We start from the raw sequence: 13466 nt of genomic DNA, 5'->3' as shown, positions 1-13466 counted from the left end.
TGTCTTGATTAAATAGTATTTATATTCCCTCCAAAGATACTCAAATAATTTAATAAGTAATAGGGAGACGAGACCGCTGTCTCATCTCCCTATTAACTGACGTAGTATTATTGAATTAAAGTGTTAGCTTCACTCCTGCAAAGATTGAGCGAGGTTGCTTAGGCCCGTATATGTAGCTAGAAGCACGGTTGGGTCCCTCGTCAAAGTCTTTTTGGTAAGAATTGAAGATATTGTTGGCACCTATACTAAACTCCAACATAGAGTTTTGTACATGGATGGCATAGTTGGCCTTGGTCCCTAGGGTGAAGAAGCTCTTAGAGCGCTCTAGCTTTCCCTCTGGGATGGTGATATAGTCTCCAATTACCTTTCCAGCCTCATGTGGTACGTACATTTTGCCTGTGTAGTCGCCCGAAAGGGTGAGTGAGAAGTGGTGGTCGGGTGTCCAGTTGAAGACAAAGTAGCCATAGGTATTAGGGGTACGCATCACCTCTCGGCTATCGATACCGTCAATACCAACATTTTCAGGCTTGTCGAATAAGCTCCTTTGTACCGTAAGCCCAAGGTCGAGCGAGAGTAGGTTGCGGTATGAGCTACGCATCTCTACATTGACACCGTACACACGCACGCTACTAGCATTTACAACTTCGAGCAATTTCCCTCTGTCCTCTGCGTTAAACTTGTCTTTCAGATGAGTGTAGAAGCCTTCACCCATGATATTGAAGTGGTAGTCCTTGTTCACTGTGAAATAGTAGTCTGCCGAAAGGGTTACACTACGACTCCTCTCCTCTCGTAGGTCGGGACTAAGTACACGTGGTTTGCCCTCACCTCCTGCAAAGGCTACGTGTAGCTCTTCGTCGAAGAATAGCGGAGCCCTGAAGCCCTCTCCATAGGTTCCTCGGATATGTAGACGATCCGTAGGATTGTAACGAATGGTCATACGAGGGGTAAAGATTGGGAGCTTCTTGGTAGGCAGGTCTTTCTTGCCCGGATTGAGATTAACATAGTCGAATCGACTTCCGAGGAGGAATCCGAAGCGATCATTACGCCACTCATTCTGTAAGAAAAGACTTGATGTGTTGACTATCTGATCAATCTTCTCTGGACGATAGCCACTATTGTCATTGAGCTTATTGTACTGATGTTCGAATCCTCCAGATAGTTCAGAGGGCATGAAGAGCAGTTTCTTGAACCTATGTATATACTGAACACCGCTTTGAATAGTGAGATCCTTTGTGACTCCATAAGCTCCTAGTGCCAGCTCAATATCTTTAAGTGTCTTGTCGTGGAAGTTTGTAAATTCCAAGTCACCACCACCATAGTAGCTATTGCGGTAGGTATGAGACCCTGCTGTAAAGGCAGTGAGGAGTCCATCACCATTGAAAAGGTTTTGATTGATCTGCAAGATACCTGTATGTATTCGGTGGCGCAAGCTCTCAGCTATTTGTGCTTCGTGCTCAGGTAGCTCTAGGCGATCACCGCCTCTGCGCTCCTCCTGAGTATAGAAGTAATCGAGTGTCAAGCGAGTAGTGGGTGTTGCAGCATAGAAAGTACTTGTCCCCACCGTTGTGGAGTAGAGCTGTGGCAAGTCTGTAAAACCGTCCTTACCCCCAGGAAGTTTACTGCCAGGGCGTACTAAGTCTATTCCCTTCCGGCTCTTTACCTTTCCGAAAATAGAGATTCCTGCACGCTGACTATCGTCTATTACTGAGGCAAAGAGCCCAACGTCGTGTGATGGTTTGCCCCAATTGTCCTTCATGCTAGTGATAGTATAGCTTGCTTCAGCCATATTGCGGGTTGGCGCCTTAGTGATGATATTTACCGTACCACCGATTGCCGACGAACCATATAGCGCAGAACCTCCACCACGTACGACCTCCACACGGTCTATCATAGAGGTAGGGAACATCTCAAGAGCATACACCCCAGCGAGCGCACTAAATATGGATCTTGAGTTGATGACGATCTGAGAGTAGGAGCCATCTAGTCCATTGATACGGACTTGGTTAAAACCACAGTTCTGGCAGTTGTCTTCCACACGGATACCAGGATTGAACTTCAATGCTTGGTCTACAGACACGGAATTGGTGGCATTAAAGAGCTTCTGTCCCGTTACGTTGACTAGTACAGGGGCTACGTTCCTACGTGTCTCAGCTCTATTAGCACTCACCACCACTTCCTGCATATTGATAGAGGTCGGTGTCAGTGCTATTACGTGGTCGCCCTCTTTCGATATTGCTACCTCTTGAGTGGCATACCCTACGAAACTGACCCTTACTTTGGGCGCATTTGTAGGTACATTCTCGATAGTAAAGTGTCCATCGGCATCCGTTACTCCACCTAGAGATGTTCCTAGTACTACTACAGTGCAAAATGGGAGAGGCTCTTTGCTCTGAGCGTCTATTACTCGTCCCTCAACTTTATATTTGGATTCATTATTGATGATTGCAGTCACCTCGTCTGCCTTGGCGCTATTTAGTACAGCGCAAACCGTCGAAGCAGCAAGTATGCTTCGAAAGATTATTTTATTCATTTCGATTGATTTATTCTACCTAATTTATAATACCAATTACCATCCTCCCCAGCTATTATGCAGCCATAGGGGGACCTCGGCGGTAGTAGGTATCGCGAATGGTAGAATACTCCTCGCTCTCAAGATCAAAAAGGAGAAGTGTTCCGACCTCCTTAGGTGCTTCTACCTCTAGTTCGGGTACTATCTCACCAGTAATTTGGATATGGGATAACTGGTGCAGTACTACCAATTCTGCAGGAGCATGGTGGTCTGAAGCATGAGTGTTGTGGAGCTTAGCGTGTGAGTGGGCGACTAGTATGCCATTGACAAGATTGGCGTGATAGTTGGCAACAATGGCGCCCACATACAAGGAGAAGAGCACCAGTAAAAAACCAGCGCTTAGCTTCCTCTTAGACATCTTAGATATGTGGCTCCCAAATCTCATTGCGCAAAATTACTATAATTATATGAGAGCACATATATCAAATACGTATTTTACCTATTATTAGGTATTAATACCTAGCGCATTGTCGTTTTGATAAGCTCCTGACTACATGTATTCTGGTGCACAGCATAAAAAAGTCAACTACTCAGTGCGCATGGTCAAGTAAAATAGTAAGCAGAAGACAACCCTCCAGTGCTGCCCTACTGGTATAAAGTCAAGTAGAAAGTTATAATGCACAGAAAATGGTCAATATATTCAGGCAAAACCGTTCAAAAGCTTCTCCAAGAGCCCGCTCTCTATCAGCCATTCCCCGCCTCTATAGAGTACATGACCATTTAGTATATATTAAATGGACCAATTAGTATATATTAATTCACCCAATTAGTATATATTAATTCACTCATTTAGTATATATTAAATGGTCATCCCCTCTACGTATTCGGGTCAACCGCTATAGCGACAACAAGCAAGGAATATGTAGACAAACTAGTATTCAGGATAATACGAGCAAGAGAAGGCTTCTTATCAACCAAATGAATACAACAGAAACCGTATAAAATGGGGTTAGGGTCGGTTATGTCGAAATTTATACCTAAGTTTGTAAGACTTATTGTATTTACATTTAGGAAAAATAGATTACAGACATGAGAATTAATAAAGGACTTCTAGTGCAGGCGCACTACAAGCTAGAGGATACTGAGGGCGCTCTAATCGAGACCACCAATGGTGGCGCACCATTGGAGTTTATCTTTGGAATGGGCTTGATGCTCCCAGCATTTGAAGCGGAGCTATCAGGCAAAGAGGCTGGAGATAAGTTTGACTTCGTGCTAGAGCCAGACGATGCTTATGGCACAGTCAATCCAGACCTTCAGATAGAGCTACCTCGCTCAGCTTTCGAGATTGATGGCGAGTTTGATAGCGAGATCGTATATGAGGGGGCACGCGTGCCAATGAATACGGACGATGGTCAGGTGGTTGAGGGTCTAGTAACTAAGATTACCGATGAGACCGTCTCTATGGACTTCAATCACGACCTTGCAGGCATGGCTCTTCACTTCACTGGTGAGGTGGTAGAAGTACATGAGCCTAGCGATGAGGAGTACAATAAGTACTTCGGACATCAGCATGGTAGTTGCGGTGGTAGCTGCAGCGGAGGTTGCAGCTGTGGTGATCACGGGTGTTGCTGATATAATATGATGATATAGTGTATAGTAGAGACGTAACTGGTTGCGTCTCTACTATCTATTTACTTCATCGAAAAGATGATTGACGAAAGGACAGTAAATCAGATACTCGATAGAGCTGAGATAGCTGATGTGGTAGGGGACTTCCTAACACTCCATCGTAAGGGCAAAGACTTTGTAGCGCTTTGCCCTTTTCACGATGATAGGACACCCTCTATGCACATCTCTACCTCCAAGAATATCTGTAAGTGCTTTGCCTGTGGCGAAGGGGGTACTCCTGTCTCTTTTATCATGAAGCACGAACACCTTTCTTTCCCTGAGGCAGTCAAGTATCTTGGTCGGAAATATGGGATAGAGGTGGTGGAGCGGGAGCTGACTCCCGAGCAGATGGAGCGCAAGAGCCAAAGGGAGAAGCTAATCAATGCCAATGCCTTTGCGCGAGATGAGTTTGTCAATGCTATGCACCAAGGGGCAGAGGGCAGGCGAGTTGGCTTGGCATACTTTAGGGAGCGAGGGATTACCGATGAGACCATCAAGGAGTTTGAGCTAGGTTATTCACCTAGTACTTGGGACTACTTGGTCAAGCGGGGGGAGGAAAAAGGGGTAGAGCTATCCGTCCTAGAGGAGCTAGGGCTCATTATGAAGACCCAAAAAGGGGACTATATTGATAGGTATCGAGAGCGCGTGATATTCCCTATCCACAGTTCTAGCGGTAATGTGGTAGGATTTGGCGGGCGTATCCTCAAGAAGATGGAGCATGTGGGCAAGTATATCAATAGCCCTGCTTCAGAGCTTTATGATAAGAGTAATGAGCTGTATGGGCTTTTCTTCGCTAAGCGCCATATATCTAAAGAGGATAAGTGTATCGTGATTGAGGGGTACATGGATGTGTTATCCATGAGCCAAAAGGGGATTAAGAATGTGGTGGCTAGTAGTGGTACTGCCCTTACGTCTACACAGGTACAGCATATCAAGCGACTGACCTCCAATGTTACTCTACTCTTCGATGCCGATGGAGCTGGTATCAAAGCCGCTCTGAGAGGGCTGGATGTTTGTCTCGAAAAGGATATGAAGGTCAATGTCTTGCTCCTTCCAGATGGGGAGGATCCAGACTCATTTGCTCAGGCACATACCCTTGAGGATATTCAGAAGTATATTAAGGAGCACGAGGAAGATGGACTATTCTTCAAAAGCCGTATGCTGGAAGCAGAGCATGGTGCGACTCCGCAGGGTAAGGCGTCTGTAATTGAGGAGCTAGCACAGTCTATTGCTTTTATCGATAATCAGATAACAAGGGAGCTGTATCTAGGAGAACTGAGTGCCAAAATGGAGGTGACGCATGAGGCACTTACCCAGAGAGTGAATCAGATACGTGGCGACCGCCACCAAGAGGCACTGAGGAGCAGACAGCGGACAGTGGAGGCTCCTACTGTGGTTCCACCACATGAGTTGCCCAATCTTTCGACTAAGGCTCCTAGTGGTCAGGTAGCGTCGAATATCCCTAAACAAAAGATTAAGAATCCTTTTGCACCATACGAACTTCCACTAATGCACGACTTGATAGACTATGGAATGACTTTTATTTCGGACTACCAGATGACATCGGGGCAGATCGGGGCGAATGGTATAGAGGTGGTCTATGATACTACTATGGATATAAGGGAGGTAGGAGGACTAAGCGATAACTTCCAACTAATGCTGGATGTGCTAATGGAGGCTCAGGAGAAGAATCCCGAGCTAGAGGTGGGTAAGTTTCTCACCCGTATGGAGAATGAGACCATCTTTAAGTACGCCGATGATTACGTGACTAATAAATTGTCGCTAAGCCCTATTCATGATAGGTATATCAGTGAACAGGCAGAGGAGGAGGAAGTGGTGAAGCTCCTAATGAGGGATGTATTGTCCCTAAAGCTTCACAAGGTGGAGGAGCAAGTGAAGTCGGTGCTCGGTGAAATAGCTAAAGTTGATCCTTCGGATAAGGAGCAGGTGAAGGAATTACTCGGGCGATTGAGTGAGTACAACGAACTAAAGAGAAATATGAGTAGGATGCTGGGGGATCGTATAATATCATCAAAGAATAAGTTACTGAATTAAGCATATATGACAAGCAACGTAGTAGAAGTAAAAGATGTAGTCAAGGACTACGATAAGCATCGAGCGCTCGACCATGTGAGTCTGAGTGTCCCCGAGGGCAAGGTGTATGGACTACTGGGACCAAATGGAGCGGGAAAGACCACACTTATCCGTATCCTCAATAGGATTACGGCTCCTGATAGTGGTGAGATTATCTTCGATGGTCACCCCTTTGAGGCAAAAGACTTGGAGCGTATAGGCTACCTTCCTGAGGAGCGAGGACTATACAAGAAGATGAAGGTGGGGGATCAGGCTATTTATCTGGCTCAGCTGAAAGGACTATCGAAGCCTGATGCCAAGAGAATCCTTATGGAGTGGTTTGAGCGGTTTGATATCCTCCCTTGGTGGAATAAGAAGGTAGAGGAACTATCGAAAGGTATGGCACAGAAGGTGCAGTTTATCTGTACTGTGATGCACGAGCCTAGACTATTGATATTCGATGAACCCTTTAGCGGATTCGACCCCATTAATGCAGAGATTCTTAAGAATGAGATGCTCCGCCTCAAGGCTAAGGGGCATACTATTATCTTCTCTACCCACAACATGCAGAGTGTGGAGGAATTGTGCGATAATATTTCGCTAATCAACCGTTCGCGCGTAGTGCTACAGGGGGATGTATATAGTGTGAAGCAGAGCTACAAGGGCAATGCTTACCGTTTCCTCTTCGAGGAGCCACTGCAGCTGCCTGAGGATATTGATAGTAGGTACCATGTGCAGCGATGTGAACAGGATAGCTATGGTCGTACCGAGCTTATATTGGAGAATATCAATAAGCTACCTGCACGAGAAATCATTACCGAGTGGAACAACCGCGGCAGTGTGATTAGTTTTGAGGAGATTATCCCTGACATGCATGAGATATTCCTAGATATGGTGAATAAGACAGGCCAGGTTAATGGCTATGAGACTAGCGAAGCAGAGAGCAAATTGTACAAGAAGGGAGGTGCCCATGAATAAGTTTTGGATCGTAATGCAGAGGGAGTACAATGTAAAGGTAAAGAAGAAGTCTTTTGTGCTTCTGACTATCTTTACCCCTCTAATCTTTATACTGATTATCGCAATCCCACTATTCCTCGGGATGAATGCCAAGGATACATCCGAGAAGAAGGTGATGGTGATAGACCAAACGGGGAAGTACATGAGCTATCTTCAGGACAACCCAAAGGAGGGTATCAAGTTTGTGAAGAGCGATATGGAGATCTCGGAAGCTCGGAAAAATAAGTCGGAAGATATCTATGCTTATGTACTGATTACCGAAGACTTGCTAGAGAATCCTAAGGGGATTACTATATTTAGCCATTCCACTATTCCTCCTACACTCCAGACTACTATCAATGACGATCTACAACCAGCACTAAGGAAAGAGAAAATAGCCTCCTACGATATCCCTAATCTTGAACAAATTATAGATGATACTAAGGTCAATCTATCAATATCTGAAGTACAATGGAGTAAGGATGGGGAGGAGCAAGCAGCATCTTCTACTGTGGCAATGATAATAGGACAGGCATTCAATATCATGCTCTTTTTCTTCGTTATCACTTATGGTAGTATGGTAATGACGAGTGTGCAGGAGGAGAAGAAGAATAGGATTGTGGAGATTATCGCTTCTTCGGTCAAGCCTACGACCCTTCTATTTGCCAAAATGGTTGCTGTAGCCCTTGTGGGACTAACCCAGTTGGGTATCTGGATTATCCTCGGTGCTATTGGCTTCTTTGTGATGCAGGCCGTATTCCTCTCCAATGTGACTATAGATATGGATCAGCTCACACAAAATGCGATGACCTCAGGGGTTGATGCAGAGTTTATCCAAGATGTACTTATGCCGCTGACGTCATTTGACTTTGCTGGTATGATATGGGCCTTTGTCTTCTTTTTTATCTGTGCTTACCTTTCTTTCGCAAGTATATATGCAGCTATGGGAGCAGCGTTTGATAGCGACGAGGATATCCAACAGATGAGTCTGCCTATAACCCTCCTCTTTATGTTTGCTTTTTATGCTGCGCTCTACTCTGCAGAGAACCCCAATGGGCCTCTTGCTCTATGGGGCTCGTTTATCCCGTTTGTAGCACCAAATGTAATGATGGTTCGCTTGCCCTTTGCCCCTCCGGTATGGCAAATAGTACTATCGGCTGTAGTCATGGTGGCTACGACTGTTTTCTTTGTATGGGCTGCAGCTAAAGTATTCCGAGTAGGTCTTTTGATGTATGGAAAGAAACCTAGTTTCAAGGAACTGGTAAAGTGGGTGAAGTACAAGTAACCTTGGCTATCAGGTAGTTTTGGAGCTGTGCAGTTGTTATATGGCAATTGCACAGCTCTTTCTGTGAAGTATATGACTAAATATGACTAAATTTGTGCCTAGAGAGTATTTATTAATAGAAAGTTTTTAACCTACATGATGAGTATTACGAAGAGTTTGCTTGCGGCTGTAGGAGTGCTTTGCCTTGGGGGTATAGCTCATGCAGCTGACGAACCTTTATGGATGCGCTATCCAGCCATCTCTCCTAACGGACAGGAGATTGCATTTGCCTACAAGGGAGATATCTACAAGGTATCTGCCAGTGGCGGTCAGGCAATACGCCTTACGACCAATGAGGCGTACGAATCACAACCACTATGGAGCCCTGATGGTAGCCAGATTGCTTTTGTGAGTGACCGCTACCAAGGGAGCATGGACGTGTACGTGATGAGTGCTAATGGTGGAGGTGCCAAGAGGGTCACCACACATTCGACCTCTACTGCACCACTTGCCTTCTCACCTGATGGTAAGTATATCTATTACATGGCACATATTCAGGATCCTGCATCTAGTGTCATCTTCCCTATGAGTCGCCTCAACGAAGTGTACAAGGTGCCTGTAGCGGGAGGGCGTACTACGCTAGAGATTCCTACGCCAGTGTCAGATGGCGAGATCAGTAAGGATGGTCGCTTCCTACTCTATGAGGATACCAAGGGTATGGAGAATATGTGGCGTAAGCACCACACTTCGTCAGTGACTAAGGATATCTACCTTTACGACTTCAAGAACAAGAGCTACGAACAACTGGTGTCTTGGAAGGGAGAGGATCGTAATCCCGTCTACGCACCCGATGGCAACCACTTCTATTTCCTTAGTGAGCGTGCTGGTACATTTAATGTATTCAAACAGCCACTCAGCAGCAAAGGAGAAGCTAGCGCTACTCAGCTTACTAGCTTTGACATTCATCCAGTTCGCTTCCTTTCTGTAGCCAACAACGGAACCCTTTGCTTCGGCTACGATGGTAAAATATATACCATGAGGGAGGGCAGTGCACCTACAAAGGTGAATATCTCTATCCTCAATGATTTGGACGAAAGCCAGAGCAAGAAGCTAACGTTTACCCGTGGCGTGACCTCTGCATCGGTTTCTCCTGACGGCAAGATGGTGGCATACATCGTTCGTGGTGAGGTCTTTGTTGCAAGTACAGACTACTCTACTACTAAGCGCATCACCAATACCGCAGCTATGGAGCGTGGTGTCTCTTTTGGTGGCGACAATAGGAGTATCGTGTACGAGTCGTTGCGCGGTGGTCAGAGCGACCTATATATCGCCAAGATGGCTCGGAGCAATGATCCTAACTTTGCCAATGCTACGCTTATCGATGAGCAAAAGCTTATCCCTGGAGATAAGTCGGAGAAGATGTATCCACAGTTCTCACCCGATGGCAAGGAGATTGCATTCGTTAAGGATCGCAGGAAGATTGCTATCTACAATGTAGAGAGTGGCAAAGTAAGAGAGGTGTATGACGGACGCCATACCACCTCGAAGGATGGTGGCATCAACTTCACTTGGTCACCCGATAGCAAGTGGATTGCTCTTGAGCTAGTAGATAATCACCATGAGCCATTTACCGATATCGTTCTTATGGATGCGAAGAGCGGTAAGCTCACCAATATCACTCAGAGTGGCTACTTCAATTCTAACCCACGTTTCGTAATGGGTGGCAATGCTATTATCTATGCTTCTGAGGAGTATGGAATGCGCAACCACGCTAGCTGGGGCTCTATGAGCGACGTTATGATTGTCTTCCTCAACCGTGAAGCTTACGATAAATATCGCCTCAATGAGGAGGAGTACGAGCTTATGACAGAGGAGGGGAAGAAGGCAAAAGAAGCTGAGAAGAGCGAAGAGAAGGATAAGAAGAGCGACGACAAGAAAGACGACGCTAAGGGTATCCTTGTAGAACTCGATAATATCAAAGACCGCATTGTACGCCTTACCCCTGCTTCTAGCAACCTCGGAGACGCTTATATCACTAAGGATGGTAAGAAACTCTATTATATGGCTGCCTTTGAGGGTGGTTATGACCTTTGGGTAATGGATCTTCGTAAGGGCGATAATAAGCTTCTCAAGAAGCTGGATGGCTCTTATGCACAGTTCCAGCCCGATGCTAAGGAGAGCAACCTCTTCTTCATTAGTAGTGGAAGTATCCAGAAGATGAACCTCTCTAGCGAGAAGATGGATAGAGTATCGGTGCGTGCAGAGATGGATCTCAATGCTGAGGCAGAGCGCGAGTTTATGTTCGACTTTATGAAGAAGGAAGAGCAGGAGCGTTTCTATGTGAAGGATATGCACGGAGTAGACTGGGAGTTTATGACAAAGGAGTACCGGAAGTTCCTTCCTCATATCAATAACAACTATGACTTCTCAGAGATGCTCTCCGAGATTCTCGGCGAGCTGAATGTCTCTCATACTGGTAGCGGTTATGGTGCCCCTAATCGTGCAGATAAGGTAGCAGAGACCGGTCTATTCTTTGATCTCTCTGTGGCAACCGATGAGGGGCTCAAGATTGAGGAGGTAATAGTGGGCGGTCCTTTCGATACTCATCTCAGCAAGGTAAAGGTAGGAGACTTCCTTGCCAAGATAGATGGCGTGGAGATTACAAAGGATACCGACTTCTTCCCATTGCTTGCAGGCAAAGCAGGTAAGAACGTCCTCTTCACATTCTACTCTCCTGAGACTGGTAAGACCTACGAGGAGGTAGTGAAGCCAATCAGCAGTAGTAGGCTTTCTGGTTTGCTCTATGAACGCTGGGTAAAGCAGCGTGCTGCAGAGGTAGATCGCCTATCTAATGGCCGCCTAGGCTATGTACATATATCAAGCATGGACGATGCTAGTTTCCGCCGCATGTACGCCGATGCCATGGGTAAGTACTATCAGCGTGAAGGCTTGGTAGTAGATATTCGCTACAATGGTGGTGGACGTCTGCACGAGGACATCGAGGTATTCCTATCGGGTACTAAGTACCTCACCCAAGAGATTCGTGGCGAGTACTATTGCGATATGCCTTCTAAGCGTTGGACAAAGCCAAGTGTGATGGTAATGTGCGAGGCAGACTACTCAAATGCACATGGTTCACCATGGGTCTACAAGCACATGGGTATCGGCAAGCTCGTTGGTATGCCAGTACCTGGTACCATGACGAGTGTCAACTGGGTGACCCTACAAGACCCATCTGTCTACTTCGGTATCCCAGCTGTGGGCTACAAGACTGCCGAAGGGTATTACCTAGAGAACTTTGAGCTTGAGCCCGATGTCAAGGTTCGACTCGACTTCAAGAAAGCGCTCAATGGTCAAGACAGTCAGATGGAGGCTGCCGTGAAAGAGCTACTGAAGTAAGGAACGTCCAAAATATTTGTAACGACAGAGGGTGGTTGTCCCAACATGGGCAGCCACCCTCTGTCGCTGTATATACATCTGGCAACCAGTAAACTATCGACCGATACTACCCCACAAGCCCGTCCCAGAGAGGGTAGTCGCCCCAATGGCTACCGAAATAAATTTTGATGCTATTACTGCGCTTGAGTCTAGAGTGAAGTTTTACATGAATGATATGAAGGGTGCATACGAAGCTGCCCTAAAACTCATCGATACCAAGCGCTATCCGCTCAATGCCCCAGAGGCAAAAGCATTTGAGGATATGTGGCTGCACGACAAGTCGGCTGAGACAATCCTAACGCTCAATATCCAAAGGCCCGATGAACTAGCCCCTGGCACATCGCTATATGGTCCTGATATTTCTCTCTCTTGTGAGGACGAGGATGGTACAGTAGGTGCCAATAGTCCTAGCTTTATCCCCTCAGCATGGGTGGTAGAGATGTACGACGATAAGGACTTGCGTAAGAACCTTTACTTTGAACCTCAGTATGTCAACTACCTAGACGCCTTTACGGCTTCAGACATCTACGTCGTTGCAAAGAATAAAGGAAACCAAGAGTATTCCGATGCCAAGGACGAAGTAAAGTACAAGCACTGGGACGGATACATCCCGAATGGCTTGAATGCGTCTAAGATATTCCGCATAGCGGAGTTTTATCTCATCGCTTCCGAAGCTGCCTACCTACTGAAAGACGAAGCCAATGCTATCAAATATCTAAATGCCCTAAAGGAGAGTAGAGGACTACAGCCAATCGCTCTTAAGGGAGCAGAGCTATTCTCCGAGATCAAAAAGGAGCGCGCTAGAGAGCTTGTCTTCGAGGGCTTGCGTCTATGGGATCTCCGCCGTTGGGGCGAAGGGATGCAGAGACATGACCCGCAGGAAGACCCTATCATGGGAAGTGTGTTCCTTAATCCTGATAATCTCGAACTCAAGATACCTGCCGATAATCCTAAGTTTATCTGGCCTATTCCATTCGATGACATCAAGAACACCCCAGCCTTAGCTACTCAGCAAAACCCTGGTTTTTAAGAGACTTAACGATAGAATTATTCACAAAAAGAGGATGTGTTGGAATTACCGTTCCAATGCATCCTCTTTTTGTGAAACAGTTGCACGAAAGAAACAAGAGCGATCCTTTAGCATTCGGGCTTCCGAACATTGCGCAAATGTATGCTCTAATTGTTCGTAATGCCTGATCACGACCCCTAGCGGATTGTGGTGTTCTATTCACTAACCGTAATCGCTCAGGCGAGCGCCAGTTGTGACAAGCGGGAGCGGGCAAATTTATTCCTAGGAATAAATTTATTTATCTGTACAAATAAAAATATTTTTCTGTACAACCTAGATTCCGCAAAGTATAGATCGGCGCTGTTGGGGGTAGTATTTGGGGGTACTTTGGGGTGCTCTTTGCTGTATTTTGGGAGGTGTTTGGCTGTTTTGGAGATTGGTCTTTGTCTTTTTTATCTATTTATAAGCTACTGAATACCACAATTATTGTAAATGGGTACACTTTGGGA

8 protein-coding genes are annotated in these 13466 nt (G+C 46.0%); 6 read left to right on the top strand and 2 right to left on the bottom strand.

Annotated elements, in window-relative coordinates:
- Positions 1-115 precede the first annotated feature (115 nt).
- Both A3GG_RS0100460 and A3GG_RS12695 read right to left on the bottom strand, forming a co-directional pair.
- Complete coding sequence (locus A3GG_RS0100460; RefSeq protein WP_018357379.1) at positions 116-2530, bottom strand: TonB-dependent receptor; 2415 nt, start codon at positions 2528-2530, stop codon at positions 116-118.
- Positions 2531-2585: 55 nt separating this feature from the next.
- Positions 2586-2927 (bottom strand): hypothetical protein, encoded by a 342-nt coding sequence (locus A3GG_RS12695; protein WP_156808621.1) that lies wholly within the window; start codon positions 2925-2927, stop codon positions 2586-2588.
- A 671-nt stretch (positions 2928-3598) separates the two neighbouring features.
- Between A3GG_RS12695 and A3GG_RS0100450 the strand changes: the two genes are divergently transcribed.
- The 6 genes from A3GG_RS0100450 to A3GG_RS11475 all read left to right on the top strand — a co-directional run bounded on the left by A3GG_RS0100450 (position 3599) and on the right by A3GG_RS11475 (position 12978).
- A complete protein-coding gene (locus A3GG_RS0100450; protein WP_018357377.1) occupies positions 3599-4141 on the top strand; it encodes an FKBP-type peptidyl-prolyl cis-trans isomerase in 543 nt (180 codons plus the stop codon).
- 75 nt (positions 4142-4216) lie between these two features.
- Positions 4217-6232: a DNA primase gene (gene dnaG, locus A3GG_RS0100445; protein WP_018357376.1), complete on the top strand. Its 2016-nt coding sequence runs from the start codon at positions 4217-4219 to the stop codon at positions 6230-6232.
- Positions 6233-6238: 6 nt separating this feature from the next.
- Complete coding sequence (locus A3GG_RS0100440; RefSeq protein WP_018357375.1) at positions 6239-7228, top strand: ABC transporter ATP-binding protein; 990 nt, start codon at positions 6239-6241, stop codon at positions 7226-7228.
- Positions 7221-8531 carry an ABC transporter permease gene (locus A3GG_RS0100435; RefSeq protein WP_018357374.1) on the top strand — a complete coding sequence of 437 codons (1311 nt, stop codon included), beginning with the start codon at positions 7221-7223 and terminating at the stop codon, positions 8529-8531. The genes A3GG_RS0100440 and A3GG_RS0100435 overlap by 8 nt, the downstream gene beginning before the upstream one ends.
- Before the next feature lie 135 nt (positions 8532-8666).
- Positions 8667-11909: a S41 family peptidase gene (locus A3GG_RS0100430; protein ID WP_018357373.1), complete on the top strand. Its 3243-nt coding sequence runs from the start codon at positions 8667-8669 to the stop codon at positions 11907-11909.
- Between the two features lie 145 nt (positions 11910-12054).
- Positions 12055-12978, top strand: a complete 924-nt coding sequence (locus A3GG_RS11475; protein ID WP_018357372.1) for a RagB/SusD family nutrient uptake outer membrane protein — start codon at positions 12055-12057, stop codon at positions 12976-12978.
- The last annotated feature ends 488 nt before the right edge of the window (positions 12979-13466 follow it).

The organism is Porphyromonas levii DSM 23370, assembly GCF_000379925.1.
Classification (GTDB): domain Bacteria; phylum Bacteroidota; class Bacteroidia; order Bacteroidales; family Porphyromonadaceae; genus Porphyromonas_A; species Porphyromonas_A levii.
Note: the sequence above shows the minus strand (reverse complement) of the source record. Positions and strands in the feature narration are given on the sequence as shown.

What these genes read in the sequence shown, in the direction of transcription:
- A3GG_RS0100440 (WP_018357375.1), top strand. Translation starts at nt 6,239, where the DNA reads ATGACAAGCAACGTAGTAGAAGTAAAAGATGTAGTCAAGGACTACGAT.
- A3GG_RS12695 (WP_156808621.1), bottom strand. Translation starts at nt 2,927, where the DNA reads ATGTCTAAGAGGAAGCTAAGCGCTGGTTTTTTACTGGTGCTCTTCTCC.
- dnaG (WP_018357376.1), top strand. Translation starts at nt 4,217, where the DNA reads ATGATTGACGAAAGGACAGTAAATCAGATACTCGATAGAGCTGAGATA.
- A3GG_RS0100430 (WP_018357373.1), top strand. Translation starts at nt 8,667, where the DNA reads ATGATGAGTATTACGAAGAGTTTGCTTGCGGCTGTAGGAGTGCTTTGC.
- A3GG_RS0100435 (WP_018357374.1), top strand. Translation starts at nt 7,221, where the DNA reads ATGAATAAGTTTTGGATCGTAATGCAGAGGGAGTACAATGTAAAGGTA.
- A3GG_RS11475 (WP_018357372.1), top strand. Translation starts at nt 12,055, where the DNA reads ATGGCTACCGAAATAAATTTTGATGCTATTACTGCGCTTGAGTCTAGA.
- A3GG_RS0100450 (WP_018357377.1), top strand. Translation starts at nt 3,599, where the DNA reads ATGAGAATTAATAAAGGACTTCTAGTGCAGGCGCACTACAAGCTAGAG.
- A3GG_RS0100460 (WP_018357379.1), bottom strand. Translation starts at nt 2,530, where the DNA reads ATGAATAAAATAATCTTTCGAAGCATACTTGCTGCTTCGACGGTTTGC.